The organism is bacterium (genome assembly GCA_040753085.1).
In the GTDB taxonomy this organism is placed as follows: domain Bacteria; phylum UBA9089; class JASEGY01; order JASEGY01; family JASEGY01; genus JASEGY01.
This window is the reverse complement of the sequence record JBFMHI010000057.1, coordinates 1-14,975: the sequence shown is the minus strand read 5'-3', so window position 1 is coordinate 14,975 and position 14,975 is coordinate 1. Positions and strand designations below refer to the sequence as shown.

The following is a 14,975-nucleotide window of genomic DNA, read 5'->3' as shown; positions in this document are numbered from 1 at the left end:
AGTACTACGGTGGATGGCGGCCTGTACCTAAGGCACTCCCTGGAAACGGGGAGCAAACAGATTGCAGGACACCTAAGGCTATTGGAGAGGGTAACTCGCCAGTTCTCTACTCTACCCCATGTCCCCCCCGAGCAGTGCCTTTTATCGTAAGGAATATGCTAACTTTGCCGAAAAAAAACTTGAACATCGAGTAATAAGATTTGTAGAGAGAATGTCAGAAGAATTTTGAGGTTCTGTGATTCAGTGAAGAAATATTTGACAAATTCAAGGGGATATGCTATTATCCTAATTAATCGGGGTGTTTAATATGATTATTTTTTCTGCAATAAAAGAAAGACTAAGTGGTGTATTTGAAAGACATCAGGCCGATGTCCTGGCTACAACAATTTTTGATGCCTATAACGACCTGGTAAAGGTATCGGATTTTAGTGAGCTTAAAGGGATTGTCCGGGAGCTGGCAGTTGCTCAAAAAAAGTCAAAAGAAAGGCTTACAAGGGTTGAAGTAGCAATTGAAGAGCTTACCATTGCCCAGCAGAAAACAGAGGCAAGGGTTAAGGAGCTCGCCGTTGCCGAATAACCTTAACCCCTCCTCACAGAGATTTAACACCCAATTCCCATTACACCATTTTTAGAGAAATTCTCAGAAAACCCTTTACCAAGAGATATTGAGAAGGTATAGTTAGATATTCAAAACAAATAACCGAAGCCTCTCGAATAAAATATAGAGGAGTAATCAATCAGGGATTTTAGATTTTAGATTTACGATTTTTGATTAAAAGCTGGTTTTAAAACAGGTATGTCCAATCTAAAGCCTGTTCCTGACAGGCTCAGGGGGAGGAAATATGGTAACCGTTCACCTCACCACGGAGACACAGAGTCACTGAGAAAAATCTAAAGGACAAATCTCCCAGCGAGAAGGCTCAAGAGTAGAAGATATGCGAGAGTTTTTGCAGAAGGCAGGCATAAAGCCATAAGAGGAGAAAATATGTTATCATACAAAGGGTATATTGGCAAAGTCGAATTTGATAGTAAGGCAAAAATCTTTTATGGAAAAGTAGTTAACACTCGTGATAAGATTACATCTCAGTCTGACAACGCCAAACAACTTGAACAAGAGTTTCGCACGTCCATTGACATATATCTTAGATTAGATTCTGTCAGGAAATGGGAGAAGAGCCTGAAAAGCCCTATTCAGGAAGATTTGTGTTACGCATCTCTCCGGAAGGACATTGGACGATTGCTCTTGCCGCGCAACTTACGAACAAGAGTCTGAATACATGGGCGGTTGAACATCTTGTAGAAAGCGCCAGCCGTGAATTAAACGACCGTAACTACTCAGGTAGATAGGCTGAAGACTGAAGGCTATTGAACTTCAGTCTTCAGTCTTCAGCCTAAACACCCGGAGTAATTACCAGGGAGGAAATAAGGGTGGATTTAGAAACCAGTAATTCCCAAATTCAATCTCTGTCCGACATCTGCACTGATCTCTTTTTACTCATTCTGTATCTGCGGGAATCCCGCCAGTTTGAGCCTCGCCATAACCTGTATTCCAAGATTGTCACGCTTTTTCATTCTATGGAGGAAAAGGCGATAGATCTGAAGATGGCCGACAGGGATATTCAGGATGCCAAGTATGCCCTGGCCGCCTTTCTGGATGAAATCATTGGCTGGGAAAGCCGCCTGGAACGTGAGTTCTTTCAAAGCAATATCGCCGGCGAAGAATTTTTCGACAAACTGGAACAAATCCGAAAGGTTAAGTCAAGAGGGGATGTCCTGCAAGTATACTATTTGTGTTTGCTCCTCGGATTTGAAGGAAAGTATGTCCAGAATCCGCAAAGACTTCAGGGGTATATCCAGGAATTTCGAGAAGGCATCAGGCGGGAAGGTGTAACCCCACTTTCACCCTCGGCTGAAATCCCTCGAGAGATCATCCAGCGTAGTCGAAGCAGTATTCCTGCCTGGCTGCCGTGGGCGGTTACGGCGGTCTGTGGGGCCGGGGTAGTGGTTATCTATGTCTTTCTGAAATTCCGCCTGCACGGCTGGGCAATGGATGTGGTAAGACAGCTTCAGCGATTTTTGCTGGCTTGAGGGTGGAGGATAGCCCAACCCGAATGACTCGCAAATGGCGGATGGAGAAGATAAATTCGAGATTCGCCATTCGAGATTCGAGATGAAAATAAATCATGAACTTCTTACTTCAATACCTTAAAGACCTTCCGGGGAAATGGGTCCCCATTTTAGTCCTTTTGGTCTGGTTCCCAGGCGGAAGATGGCTGCCTTTTAACCTCCGCCTTATCCTCACCCTGGCCATCCTGGGGATATGGGGCATCTTCTTTCTAATCAAGCGGAGGCGGCCAAGGAAAGGGGCCGAAGAAAAAGAAGCCCTGCCCGAAAATATTACAAGATTTGAGGAGCGGGTAAAAAATGCCATTAAATCGGTCCAGGATTTCAGGGGCAAAAAAGTCCGGCCAGGTCGGCTGAATATCTTTAAACGGCCGGATCCATACCTCCTGCCCTGGTATATGGTTATCGGGCCGTCCGGAAACGGGAAAACCAGCCTGCTTAGAAATTCGAATCTGGATTTTTCCTACATTGACTCCCTCCAGGAAAGACCTCTTCAGCAAGGTATTGACAAGACAAAGAACTGTGACCTCTTTTTTACCAGAGAAGCGATTATCCTCGACACCAGTGGGCGTTATGTTACCTACGGTAATGAGGCCTCTGTCAGGACAGAATGGTTGGGACTGCTGAACGTCTTAAAAAAACATCGACCAAAGAGGCCCATTGATGGATTGATCTTAACTACGGAGATTACTCCTTTATTACAAGAAGAAGAATATGCCATTGAACAGGAAGCTCGAAAAATCCGCCAGCATATAGAGGACCTTATCGAACAATTAGAAACCAGGCTTCCCATATACCTTGTTTTTACCAAAAACGACCGGATTTATGGGTTTGTGCCATTTTTTGAGGATTTAAGCCCGGCTGAACGGACGCAAGTTTGGGGATGCACACTTAGAAGCGACCGGGAGGAAAAGGCTGAGGCGGTCTTTAGAGAAGAATGCCGTCGGCTTTTCGGTTCTTTAAATGACCGCCGGTTACCAAAACTTGCCTCAGAAAGAATTTCAACGGCGCAAAGAGTCGGCGGCTACGCTTTTCCCTTAGAATTTGAGGCCGCGTGCCAAAAACTGTCTCATTTTGTGGGCGGGATATTCCCTGAAGTAGCCCCGGAAAAACCCATCTTTCGGGGTTTTTATTTTACCAGCGCGGCGCAAGAGGGACATCCGGTGGATCTTGTGCTGCGGCAAGTCGCGGAATCCTTGCAGCGCCAGCCGCTAATCTTGCCAGAAGCGCCTGAAAAGAGACAGGGTTATTTCATTAAAGACCTCTTTAAACAGATAATCTTTCCTGACCGGGGACTGGAGAGCTTAACCCTAAAGGCAGAGATCCGCAGGACCCGCTTCCGGTTGGCCTTTTGTGCCGTCGCCTTGATAGCCGCGGTGGCCCTGGGGATAGGCTTGCGTCTTTCTTATGGGCATAATAGACAGGTTATGACTGAGGTGCACACGGCGGCGGCTGAAGTAGCTGAGACTGGTCCGTCCACCTCATCAGAGGAAAAATGGAACAAACTGGAGAGGTTGAACCGGCAGAAGGCTAAATTGGAGGGGTTTGCTCCCTTCAGCCTTCCCTGGCGGAGAGAGAGGAGAGAGGTAGCCCGGGCCGGTCGTGAATTATATGAAAAACATACCATTAGAATTCCGGTAAAGGTTACCAGGGAGTTAGAAACCGAATCAGACATAAGCCTTAAGCCGGTGGTTGGAAATGCCGTCTATCCGGGTGATTACAAGGGTCGGGCTGTATACACCGGTGAAGACGGCCAGGCAGTCCTGGTGGAGGTGAAATCGGCTAAAGTCGTCATTAGCACTGATTACCCCAAATCTGATTTAGAGTTAGGGGGCCTTAAGGATAAGATATTTAAGAAGGATGTCCCCCGGCTTCCGGAGCCGGCGGAGTCTGACTGGAAGATAGCCAGGGCGGTGGTTGAAACCGACCTTCAAAAGAAGGAAATCCCACTTTCAGAACCGACCCTGAGTTACGAGATTTCTCCCGGCGAGTATGAGGCCGAGCCGGCCTGGCGGGTCGAATTTATCTTTGCCAGGAAACGGGTAGTCACGGCTCATTGTGTGGACCGGTTCGGAAAAGATTTAGAGGGAGTGCCGGTTTCGATTAAGGATGAATGGCGGAATTACACGGTTGGAGCCACAGATGAGAAAGGGATGGTTCGGCTCGAATTTGTCTCATCGGCCGGCCGCTCGCTTGAGGTAGTCTATGATGATCCGCCGGCGGCCTCTTCTTCCCTTAATATTAAGATGGGGCAATATGAATACCCGCTTAGTGACAAAGAAATTCGGCGCAAGCTTAATATTACCGTAACCGCTCAGGAATCAGCCACGCAACGACCCAGAGGGGGGGTGACTGTCCTGGTGGGAGGAAAACCGGTCGGTCGGACGGACAGGGCCGGTAAACTGGTGACCCAGATCGATATCATTCCGACCAATGAGAATGTAAGCTCTTCTCCCCTTCCGGAGGCAGCGACCATTGGCGAAGAATATCCCAACTATACCATTCTGATGCAATATGGGGCTACCGAAGAGCCGGTGCCTACCCCGCCTCCTCTAACTCCACCACCACCTCCACCACCATCTGAACCCCGCTCTGAATTAAAGGTAGTCGACTTATCCGACCGAAAGTCCATTCAAGATGCTGAGGTCTGGGCATTCCTGGAAAAAGGGGATGACAAGTTGTGGTCTTCAACTGAGGACAGCCGGCGAATGGGGTTTGAATCCGGGGGCAAGGAATTCAAGCTGGTGCAGATTGGAGCCACCAATAAAAAAGGACTGCAACAGCTTCCCAAAGAAGTCGCCGAACATCAATTTCTGGTGACTCATCCGCAGTATTGGCCCCGATCTGTTAAATGGCAAGAGGGGACTCAAAAAATTATGATGACGGGAATTAAGGAAGCGCGGGCCGTAAAAGATTTTGCCCCCTGGCAGATGGATGGAGCGGCTTATTATTATGGCCGGGCCAAAGAATATCATAAACAACAAAAACTTTCGGAAGCCATTGATAAATATCAAAAGGCCATTAGATTAATGCCGCGAAAGGATTTTTACTTAGGCCTCGGCTGGACATACTACGAAGGCAACCAGGCCAAAGATGCCCGTAAACAAGCTGAAACAGGCCTGGGCCTTAAGCTGCTTGGTTTTGAAGGCAATGAGCCCCTTATCGACCAGCAGTTACGGGAGTTGTTGAGCGTGGTCCAATAGTAGGCCTTTAGGTATCAGCTTTTAGAGGGTTGTAAGCCGTTCACCCGAGCGCGAAGCGGTCGGGTGAACAGGAGGATAACATGCAAGCAGATTGGAGAGATTATATTGTAAGCACGCCTGATGTACTTCGAGGCAAGCCACGAATCAAGGGGACGAGAATTCCAGTTGGCCTTATCCTGGGATATTTGGCCATGGGTAACTCTTTCGAGGAAATTATAGCTGAGTTTTCAGACCTCACCAGGGAGCAAATTGCGGCGTGTTTGGATTATGCCCGGGAGCTATCCGAATTTGAGGTTGTGGTCGCAAGAGTTTGAGATTCTTTGCCGACCATTGCCTTTCCAACTTTATAATTCAAACGCTTCGGGAAGCAGGTTATGAAGTCTTCCGGTTAAGGGATTATATCCCTCCAGATTCGGCTGATTCAGTGGTAATCTCGAAAGCCCAGCAACTTGATGCCATTCTGGTTTCTTTGAATGGGGATTTTGCTGATATAGCAACTTATCCTCCAGCAAACTATAAGGGTCATCTCCATTCAAGTTAGGAATCATCCGGAAATTATTCCACAGTTTATGGCCAGGTTGAAAAATTAGCGTCTGGATAAATGTCACAACAGGAATTACTAAAGAAGGTTATTCAAGTGCTTGATCAAGATAGAATTCAATATATGATAAATTAGTCGAAGCCTTCCCGCTTCCCGATTTGTAAGTGTTCAGCCACAAAGACACTAAGACACTAAGACACTAAGACACAAAGACACAAAGAGTAAAGAATTATTTCTTATTTTCCCCTTCGTGTCTTCGTGCCTTGGTGGCTGAACGGTTACCCCGTATTTAATACGGGGCAAGGAGCAGGCTTCGGCTATCAGCGGCAGCGGGGTGCCCACGAGAAGTGGGTTGGGGCTGAAGCCAAAATGCTCACGACCCGCTTTGTGGGTGCCCCGGGCACTTGGCTCATCCGCACCCCGTTAGACGCTCATTGGTCGCTTTAAAGGGGGGAAAACACCCTATTCACAATTTAGAAGCATTAGGATGGTTTTATAATGGTAACCCAAAAACAAATAAATGAAATCACAAGAAGAATTGTAGAAAACTTTAAACCTGAAAAGATCATTCTTTTTGGTTCTTATGCCCATGGGAATCCTTCAAAGGATAGTGATTTAGATATATTGATAATCAAAAATAGCAATGTTCCAAGGTATAAGAGAGGTAGAGAGGTTCGAAAATATCTACGGGGATTAAAAGTTGCTATTGATTTAGTTGTTTATACTAATGATGAAATTCAAAAATGGGATAAGGTTAAAACATCTTTTATAACAACTGTTATGGAGAAAGGGAAGGTTTTATATGGGTAATAAATCCACATTGATTAAAGAATGGATTCATAAAGCAGAACATGATTTAGGAATGGCAGAGTTAGCCTTAGAAAATAAACCAGAATATACAGATTCTATATGTTTCCATTGTCAACAAATAGTTGAAAAATATTTAAAAGCCTACTTAGTACTTTTAGATATTAGATTTGAAAAGAAACATAACCTAAGTTATTTGTTAGATTTGATAAGTGAAAAAGAACAGGTATCAGATGAACTTTATGAAATGGTTGAAAAGATAGAAGATTATGCAGTAGAAATTCGATATCCTGACGATTGGTTTGAACCAAATTTAGAGGATACAAAAGAAGCATATGAAATAGCAAAACAAGTAAAAGAATTTGTCTTAAATAAGATTAATTTTGTCAATGACTAAAAGGGAAGCGACCAACAGCGTCTAACATTATGTATCTGGAAGGGCTAAAGCCACATTTTTCTTCCGTTACGCTTCAGAAAAATGTCAGATACACACCCCGATAACCAAAATGACGCTTCGCTCGAACCACAACGGGTTCGCATTTTCGGGGTCCCCATTGCAGAGCAATGGGTCGCGGGGCGCTTGGCTCATCCGCACCCCGTTATCTGCTCATTGCGGGCAAGAGGAGAAGAAACCGAAAGGAGGATAGAGAAATGTTAGGTTTTAATCGGATTACATTTGACCCATACGTTATGGCAGGACAAGCTTGTATTCGTGGAATGCGTATTCCTGTCTCATTAATTGTAAATTTGGTGGCTCACGGTAAGCAGATTGGAGAGATTCTGAAAGAATATCCAGATTTAGAACCAGAAGACATTCAACAGTCCTTAGAATATGCCTCGTGGTTAGCCAGCGAACAAGTTTATATTCGTGAATTAGAGGCAGTTAGATGAAATTTCTTGCTGATATGGGTGTTTCTATGCATACAGTAGTTTGGTTACGTCGGCAGGGATACGATACCATTCATCTGCGTGAGGAAGGTTTACAGCGTTTGTCTGACGAAAAGATATTGGCAAAAGCTAAAATAGAAAAACGCATCTTATTAACGATGGATTTAGATTTTAGCTATCTTGTAGCTATAGGGAAGGGATTTCTGCCTAGCGTAATTCTATTTCGGCTTAGTGATGAACGTTCTGAGGGAGTCAATAGACGATTAGCGGATGTACTAACTAACCACAAGGATGATTTGGAACTAGGTGCTATTGCCTCAGTTAGCGAAGTATCTATTCGTGTAAGACGCTTGCCAATAAAATAACAGAAGGGGGCAAACAGAAGGAGGGTCAAATCTTTTGATTTTTTCATTTACTCAACAACAATTTGCAGATGAAGACTATCATGCACATCTCAAGGAAGAAAATAAGACTAACAAAAATATTGAGGAAGTCAAAACACAGTTAGGTAATAAACCTCAGGCAGTAATGCTTCGTGTGGTTCGTTTTGCTGGTGGACAGGCGGCAGGGGCGGGGGGAATTTTGGAACTGGTGGGGCAGGATAAACCTCTTTATGATATTTACAAAGAAAAGGAAGGATTGCATCTTACACAATTTTCTCCAGGAGCCTCTTATGGGAAACCAGTGATCCAAAATCGATAAAATTCGGAGGTGATTATAATGGATGAAACTTTTGAATGGTTTACAAAAGCAGACTTAACTAAATACGAGGATAAGTATGTATCTATTGTAGATAAAGAGGTAGTCTATGCAGATGAGTATCCAGAGGTTGCCTACACAGAGGCTAAAAAAAAATATCCAGATAAAGAGGTTGTACTCTGGAAAGTTCCTCACGGTGAAACCTTTATCTTTTAATCAAGGAGAATTAGATGATTGAATTTGACTATAGACAGGAACGCCTTCGCACAGGAGAGATAATATTTAGACCAGTAGCTAAAGTCTATCTTTTAGGTGCTGAAGATGAGTGGCTTCCTGAATATTTCTATATAGACTCTGGAGCAGATTATACCTTAATTCCTTATCGGATGGGGCGGTTTTTAGGTTTGGAGAGGATAGCTTCAGAAGTCAAAGAAATAGGAGGGATTGGCGGAGTTATTGGAGTAAGATTCGCTACAGTTTCTATGAAGATAGAAAAACATCAATTCAATTGTACACTTGCCTGGGCACAGATTGAACGAGTTCCTTTTCTTTTCTTTTAGGAAGGCATGATGTATTTGAATATTTTGATATCACCTTTCAGCAACGAAAGGAAAAGACTATTTTTGTATGGCAAGGATGATAAATTTTTAGTACCAAACTTTTGCAGGAAATTCAAGATATAAAGCCACAGATTAACACAGATTGAACACGGATAAACACAAAATATATTTTATTCTCTTGAAATTAAAGAAGTTATGCTAAAGAGGAATGTCCATTAATTCTCACAGAAGTCACAAAGACAAATTCTTGTAGAGAGTTAGTTCTTATCTGTGTCCATCCGTGTAAATCTGTGGCTTATAAAAAAAAGGTAAGCGTTCAGCCACTAAGGCACAAACTCGATGCTCGATGCTCGATCCTGGATACTGGATCCTTTACCAGCATCGAAGATCGAGCATCGAGGATCGAGCATCGAGCATCCAGCATCATGTGCTGAACGGTTACAAAAAAAGAAAGACGATAGATTCGATTTCATGTAAAAGTTTGGTAGTAAAATCAACGCTCAATTCCTGACCCCGTATTAAATACGGGGCAGGAACAGGTTTTATCCGAGAGCGTTCAATCTTAGAAAGGAGGGAAATCTCATGAGTAAAAAATTGAGACCCCGGTTACAAACACTCTTGGTGGGCAGCCTGGCGTTTTTACTTTTATTGGCTACTGGCTGCGGCGTCTGTAGTAAGGGAGGCAAGAAAGAAGGGCCGGAAACGCTGCCGTCACCGGTAGAACCGCCTCAGCCAAAACCAGCCCCAGGAGCTAAAGAAATACCCAAGGCGGAGAAACTTGACTTTGAGGTAAAAACGGTCAACGGCTCGCTTAATTGGTCAAAAGGGCTGGTTTCCGCCAAAGGTTATGGGGTGCCGCCGGCCGATGCGCCTACCCCTGAAGTCGCTAGACTGCTGGCCTTTCAGGCGGCCAAAGTAGAAGCCCAGGCCAACTTGCTGGAAATTACGGCCGGTGTGCATATCACGGCCACCAGCACGGTGAAGGATTACATGATAGCCGACCGGGTTATCGAGACAAAAGTGGAGGGTGTTCTAAAAGGGGCCAAAGAGATCAAAATGGAATTCCTGGAAGAAGAGCAGATGGCTGTGGTCGAGGTAGCGGTGTTTTTAGAAGAGATAGGTGGGGCCATACCCAACAAAGCCATCGGCCCTGCCCTGCCCCAGGAGCAGCCTCTCCGCAAGTTTGCCAGTTTGGATACCGGCCAAAACCCAACCCTAACACCGTTCCTTGGCGATAATGCGGAAGTAATAAATGCGGTCAGGTCAGGTAGAAATCTGGACGAGGTGGAACAGAGCCTAAATAATATGGCTCAAAGAGACGAAAAATTGTTGGCTGTCCTAGCGGCCTTGATGCAGGAGATAGACCTTTTAAAGAAATCTCAAGCGGCGCCGGTAAAGCCTGTAGAATATACTGGGATAGTGGTTAATGCCGCCGGTTCCGGCATAATGCCCCATATGAAGCCTAATATCTATGCCCAGGCTGATGAGGCGGCCCGTCTTTTTTACGGGATAGGAGACGGCCGGCCGAGGGATCCAAACCTGCACGCCTTAGCCGCCTGGGAGCAGACATTGACCGGGGCCACCAATAATTCCCGGGTGGCCCAAACACCTTTGGTAGTAAAAGTAGTCTCAGTCTCAGATGACAAAAAGTCTCTGGCTATTAGCCAGGAAGCTGCACAGCAAATCGAAGAAATAGAGAAGGAATACCATCTTCTTGAAAGGGGCCGGGTGGTGATTGTGCTTTAGCGCCTCGTAGGCTGAAGACTGAAGGCTGAAGGCTGAAGTTACCGATGAACCAGGCCGAGCTGAGAGTGGAGAGACCTCTGATTTCTCCACTCTCCACTCTCTATCCACCCCCCGCCAAGAACCAAATCATCCTGATAAAAGACGGTTGCCTGGCCCGGAGTTATGGCCCGCTGAGGCTCTTTGAATCTTACCTTTACTCTTCCCTCAGAGAAAGGAGTAATGACCGCTTCTCCACCCTTATGTAAATAGCGAATCCTGGCGGTAACTTCCATCTCTTTGGTCAGATTTTCTATGGCCACCCAGTTGGCCTCACTGACCGTCAACTCCCGACTGTAGAGATCGGCTTCTTCACCTACTACCACCGTGTTCCTGAAGGCATCCAGGGCTAATACATAGAGCGGTTTGCCTACCGCTATCCCCAACCCTTTGCGCTGCCCGACTGTAAAAAAAGCTACCCCCTGATGCTCACCCAATAACCGGCCATTTTTGTCTACTATTGGCCCAGGCTGGAACCTGTTATTGCCCAATCTCTCCCGAATAAACTCCTGGTAATGGCCCGCCGGGATGAAACATATCTCCTGAGACTCAGCTTTATCATGTATCTTCAGCCCTGACTCAGCCGCTATCTTTCTTATCTCTTCCTTTTTGTATTCACCAAGAGGCATAAGGGCATGCCTTAATTGATATTGAGAGAGGCCGTAGAGGAAGTAGGACTGATCCCTGGTTGAATCAACCCCCTTTTTGATGACATATCGGCTGTTTTGTTTTGAAATCCTGGCGTAATGTCCGGTGGCCAGATAATCAGCGCCTAATTGCCAGGTATGCTTAAGCAGTAGGCCAAATTTTATTTTGGAGTTGCAGACCACACACGGGTTGGGAGTTCGACCCTTCAGGTACTCACTCACAAAGCAGCTAACTACTTTTTGTTCAAACTCTGCCTTACAATCGAGGATGTGATGCGCCATACCCAGCTTATCCGCCACATCCCTGGCATCTTCAAAGGCCTGTAAAGAGCAGCAGGTGTCCGGCTTCTCAATCCGACAGCTTGACTCTAACAGGTCCATAGTAACGCCTATTACCTCATATCCCTCCTGCTTGAGCAGCCAGGCCGCCGTCGATGAATCCACCCCGCCGCTCATAGCTACTACGACTCTTTTTGACATTTTTATACTCTCGATGCTCGATGCTCGATGATAGATGCTCGATGCTGGTAAAGGATTCAGTGTCCAGTATCGAGGATCGAGCATCGAGCATCGAGCATCGAGTGTCGAGCATCGAGTGAGGATTCAGTGTTCAGTATCCAGTATCGAGGCTCGAGCATCGAGCATCGAGTGTCGAGCATCGAGTGAGGATTCAGTGTCCAGTATCCAGTATCGAGGATCGAGGATCGAGCATCGAGTGTCGAGCATCGAGTGAGGATTCAGTGTCCAGTATCGAGGATCGAGGATCGAGGATCGAGTGTCGAGCATCGAGTGAGGATTCAGTGTCCAGTATCCAGTATCGAGGATCGAGGATCGAGCATCGAGCATCGAGTATCGAGCATCGAGTGGCGAGCATCGAGTGAGGATTCAGTGTCCAGTATCCAGTATCGAGGATCGAGGATCGAGCATCGAGCATCGAGTATCGAGCATCGAGTGGCGGTAGGAGACCGCGCTAAGCCTCATTCATACTCCCTGTCCGATATCCCTCCAGATCAAGGGTAACATAAGTATAGCCGATCTTTTTAAGTCTATCTACCACCTCATCCTGTTTCTCCAGACAGAGATACATCTCTTGTTTGCCCACTTCAATTCGGCAAAGGTCTTTATAGTGTCTTACCCGCACCTGGGAGATTCCCAACCCTTTGAGGTAAGCCTCTGCTTGGGCTACCCTCCTTAAGGCTTCCTGAGTTATCCTGGCCTCATAAGGAAACCGTGAGGCCAGACAGGCGGCGGAGGGTTTATCGTGAGTAGGCAGCCCCAGTCTTTTTGAGAGACTCCGCACCTCATCTTTGGTCAAGCCGACCTCTTCCAGGACAGACCGCACCCCAAATTCCTTAGCCGCCTGCCTGCCTGGTCTGAAGTCAGAAGTATCAGAGGCATTAGAACCATCCAGGATATAGTTTAACCCCTCCTGTCCGGCTATCTGGCTTAGTCTGGCGAACAAGTCTTTTTTACAGAGGTAGCATCTGTTTCGAGGGTTCTCAGCAAAGCCAGGCACATTCAGCTCATCAGAATCAATAACCAGATGTCTTACTCCCCATCCTCCGGCCATTATCCTGGCCGCTTCAAGCTCTGAGGAAGGGTAGAGGGGAGATCGAGCCGTAACCGCCAGCACCTTTTCGCCCAGCACATCAGAGGCTGCCTTAAGCACCAGGCTAGAATCCACCCCGCCGGAATAAGCCACCAATACACTCCCCATCTTCATCAGAAGCGCCTTCATTTGTTCCAGTTTTTCTTCAGCCTCGCCAACCATTTCCTCTCCTGGATAGGCTAAAGGCTGAAGGCTATTGAACTTCAGTCTTCGGCCTTCAGCCTATCTACCTTTATCCAGAATACTTAGAAACCTTCTGGCTTCTGAATGAGCCGGGTTTAACTGAAGGATGCAGCCATAGTGCTCCTTAGCTTCCTGGTATTGTTGCAGCTTGAGGAGCAAGCGAGCCAGATTTAATCGGCCTTCTTCGTCTGAGGGGCGATATCTGAGAAAGGTCTTATACGCCTGGACCGCATCTTCATAGCGGCCAAGGCTAACACATTTGTTCCCCAGCGTCTTATAGACAGGCCAGGCCTTAGCTGGATCTATTTCTTCGGCCTTCTTAAGATGAAGGAAAACAGGGGCAATCTCTCCCTCAGATAGATAAAGCTCTATCAGGAACAGCCTGGCCGCCAGATGGTCCTCTTTGAGATTTACTACTTCTAAAAAGGCCTCCTTTGCCTGGCTGTGCTTCCCCTCGTCCTTATAAATCAAAGCCAACTGAAAATAAATGGCCTCATCAGCTATTCCCTTAGAAATAGCTTCCAGGCAGGTTGACTTTGCCTCTGGGCTATTGCCGATCCGCTGGTAACAATGAACCAGATGATGATAGACGGCCGGATTTAGGGGATTAAACTCCAGGCCGTGTTTGAGATAATCTATGGCTTCTTCAAATTGTGAGAGCAAGATATAGGCTTTTCCGAGATAAAGATAGACCTGGTCTACCTGGCCGACATTATCTACCATAAAGGGATCAAACCGGCCGCTCTTCTCTCTGGCCGTTAAGAATCTCTTCAGGGTATCAATCCCCTTTTGATACTCTTCACGATGGAGATAGATATTACCTAAAATGAATAATACATCAAGGTAGTCTTCTTTCTGAGACAGGGCCTTAAGACAATACTCTTCGCCGTGCTGATAATCACCGAGTTTGAAGTAGGCTAAGGCCAAATCACACATGGTCATAAGGACCGTGGCCTTGGCCCCCTCTTCTTTGGCCTGAGGGGCATTCAAAACCATCAGTCCCTCCTTGATACATTCTTCGTAATAGTTATAACCCCGATAAAGTCTGGCTAACTGAAAACGGGCATAGAGATCATCCGGATGATGATGCAGATGTTCTTTAAGCAAAGGAAGGCTTCGTTCGAGCTTTTTCCTCATCTGGCCGGGGCTTAGATTATATCCATGGTGATAAAGGCGGACATCGGTAGTCAGAATCAGGCCTTTAATGATAAGCTGGTTGTGGACTATTCCCTGATAGTGATATTCCTTATGATTTTTGAAGAGCCGGATTGAATCGTGCCTTGATTTTCCGCTGCCAGGCAGTTGACTGGAGACGGCAAAGGTTAACCCTTCGCATTTGTGGGTCATCAGTATGGGCCGAATCTTAGGGATATCATCTTTTTCCAGTTCTTCATCAGCGTCCAGGATGAGTATCCAATCTGATTGGGCGTAACTCAGGGAGATATTTCTGGCGGCGGAGAAGTCATTCTGCCAGGGATGTTCGTAGACCTTGGCCCCAAAGGATCTGGCTATCTGTATGGTCTTATCTTTGGAACCCGTATCAACCACGATGATTTCGTCGACTAAATCCTTGACACTGGCCAGACAACGCGGAAGCTGCCCCTCTTCGTCTCGGACAATCATACAGAGAGAAATGGTTGGATGGCGGATGGCAGATGGCGCACCCACTTTGTGGGTACCCGGGATGGCGGATTGGTCATTCATCGTGTATGCTCTCTGGGAGTGGGAGGAGATGTCGTACTTTTGCCTCATCTTCTGCGGTTGTAACCGTTCAGGTATAGCTGCACGGATTAGCACGGATAAATACACAGGACAGAAGGCGGAAGTGTAGGGACAGGGCTTGTCCCTGTCCGTGCTTGTCCATGTCCGTTCCGTAGACGGACAACCACAAGGGTTGTCCCTACAGCCTAAGGACAGACCCGAATCACGGAC

At 46.4% G+C, this 14,975-nt stretch carries 20 protein-coding genes; 14 read left to right on the top strand and 6 right to left on the bottom strand.

Features of this window, described 5'->3' with window-relative positions; translation table 11 throughout:
- Positions 1-307 precede the first annotated feature (307 nt).
- The 14 genes from AB1797_07585 to AB1797_07520 all read left to right on the top strand — a co-directional run bounded on the left by AB1797_07585 (position 308) and on the right by AB1797_07520 (position 10,568).
- A complete protein-coding gene (locus AB1797_07585) occupies positions 308-577 on the top strand; it encodes a hypothetical protein (GenBank protein ID MEW5767477.1) in 270 nt (89 codons plus the stop codon).
- 587 nt (positions 578-1,164) lie between these two features.
- Complete coding sequence (locus tag AB1797_07580; protein MEW5767476.1) at positions 1,165-1,347, top strand: toxin-antitoxin system HicB family antitoxin; 183 nt, start codon at positions 1,165-1,167, stop codon at positions 1,345-1,347.
- 81 nt (positions 1,348-1,428) lie between these two features.
- Positions 1,429-2,088: a DotU family type IV/VI secretion system protein gene (locus AB1797_07575; protein ID MEW5767475.1), complete on the top strand. Its 660-nt coding sequence runs from the start codon at positions 1,429-1,431 to the stop codon at positions 2,086-2,088.
- 95 nt (positions 2,089-2,183) lie between these two features.
- Complete coding sequence (locus AB1797_07570; GenBank protein ID MEW5767474.1) at positions 2,184-5,327, top strand: type VI secretion protein IcmF/TssM N-terminal domain-containing protein; 3,144 nt, start codon at positions 2,184-2,186, stop codon at positions 5,325-5,327.
- A gap of 80 nt (positions 5,328-5,407) precedes the next feature.
- Positions 5,408-5,641 carry a DUF433 domain-containing protein gene (locus AB1797_07565; GenBank protein MEW5767473.1) on the top strand — a complete coding sequence of 78 codons (234 nt, stop codon included), beginning with the start codon at positions 5,408-5,410 and terminating at the stop codon, positions 5,639-5,641.
- Entirely contained in the window at positions 5,638-5,868 is a 231-nt protein-coding gene (locus AB1797_07560; GenBank protein ID MEW5767472.1) for a DUF5615 family PIN-like protein, read from the top strand. The genes AB1797_07565 and AB1797_07560 overlap by 4 nt, the downstream gene beginning before the upstream one ends.
- 498 nt (positions 5,869-6,366) lie before the next feature.
- On the top strand, positions 6,367-6,678 hold the full coding sequence (locus AB1797_07555; GenBank protein ID MEW5767471.1) for a nucleotidyltransferase domain-containing protein: 312 nt from the start codon (positions 6,367-6,369) through the stop codon (positions 6,676-6,678).
- Positions 6,671-7,072: a HEPN domain-containing protein gene (locus AB1797_07550; protein MEW5767470.1), complete on the top strand. Its 402-nt coding sequence runs from the start codon at positions 6,671-6,673 to the stop codon at positions 7,070-7,072. The genes AB1797_07555 and AB1797_07550 overlap by 8 nt, the downstream gene beginning before the upstream one ends.
- 254 nt (positions 7,073-7,326) lie before the next feature.
- Complete coding sequence (locus AB1797_07545) at positions 7,327-7,566, top strand: DUF433 domain-containing protein (GenBank protein MEW5767469.1); 240 nt, start codon at positions 7,327-7,329, stop codon at positions 7,564-7,566.
- On the top strand, positions 7,563-7,928 hold the full coding sequence (locus AB1797_07540) for a DUF5615 family PIN-like protein (GenBank protein MEW5767468.1): 366 nt from the start codon (positions 7,563-7,565) through the stop codon (positions 7,926-7,928). The genes AB1797_07545 and AB1797_07540 overlap by 4 nt, the downstream gene beginning before the upstream one ends.
- Before the next feature lie 34 nt (positions 7,929-7,962).
- Entirely contained in the window at positions 7,963-8,265 is a 303-nt protein-coding gene (locus tag AB1797_07535; protein MEW5767467.1) for a hypothetical protein, read from the top strand.
- Between the two features lie 18 nt (positions 8,266-8,283).
- On the top strand, positions 8,284-8,478 hold the full coding sequence (locus tag AB1797_07530) for a DUF5678 domain-containing protein (GenBank protein MEW5767466.1): 195 nt from the start codon (positions 8,284-8,286) through the stop codon (positions 8,476-8,478).
- A 14-nt stretch (positions 8,479-8,492) separates the two neighbouring features.
- The gene (locus tag AB1797_07525; GenBank protein MEW5767465.1) at positions 8,493-8,822 is read left to right on the top strand and encodes a hypothetical protein; all 330 of its coding nucleotides are present in this window, start codon (positions 8,493-8,495) and stop codon (positions 8,820-8,822) included.
- Between the two features lie 582 nt (positions 8,823-9,404).
- Complete coding sequence (locus AB1797_07520; GenBank protein MEW5767464.1) at positions 9,405-10,568, top strand: hypothetical protein; 1,164 nt, start codon at positions 9,405-9,407, stop codon at positions 10,566-10,568.
- A gap of 38 nt (positions 10,569-10,606) precedes the next feature.
- Here the strand turns inward: AB1797_07520 and mnmA are convergent, their stop codons facing one another.
- From mnmA to AB1797_07490, 6 genes are read right to left on the bottom strand one after another with little or no spacing between them, the layout of a single operon-like run.
- Entirely contained in the window at positions 10,607-11,731 is a 1,125-nt protein-coding gene (gene mnmA, locus AB1797_07515; protein MEW5767463.1) for a tRNA 2-thiouridine(34) synthase MnmA, read from the bottom strand.
- Positions 11,649-11,843, bottom strand: coding sequence for a hypothetical protein (locus tag AB1797_07510; GenBank protein ID MEW5767462.1), 195 nt, complete (start codon positions 11,841-11,843; stop codon positions 11,649-11,651). Before AB1797_07510 ends, mnmA begins: the two co-directional genes overlap by 83 nt.
- Positions 11,788-11,910 (bottom strand): hypothetical protein, encoded by a 123-nt coding sequence (locus AB1797_07505; GenBank protein MEW5767461.1) that lies wholly within the window; start codon positions 11,908-11,910, stop codon positions 11,788-11,790. Before AB1797_07505 ends, AB1797_07510 begins: the two co-directional genes overlap by 56 nt.
- Before the next feature lie 11 nt (positions 11,911-11,921).
- Positions 11,922-12,185, bottom strand: coding sequence for a hypothetical protein (locus AB1797_07500; GenBank protein ID MEW5767460.1), 264 nt, complete (start codon positions 12,183-12,185; stop codon positions 11,922-11,924).
- A gap of 36 nt (positions 12,186-12,221) precedes the next feature.
- Positions 12,222-13,022 (bottom strand): ATP-dependent sacrificial sulfur transferase LarE, encoded by an 801-nt coding sequence (gene larE, locus AB1797_07495; protein ID MEW5767459.1) that lies wholly within the window; start codon positions 13,020-13,022, stop codon positions 12,222-12,224.
- A gap of 60 nt (positions 13,023-13,082) precedes the next feature.
- Entirely contained in the window at positions 13,083-14,747 is a 1,665-nt protein-coding gene (locus AB1797_07490; protein ID MEW5767458.1) for a tetratricopeptide repeat protein, read from the bottom strand.
- Positions 14,748-14,975: the final 228 nt, after the last annotated feature.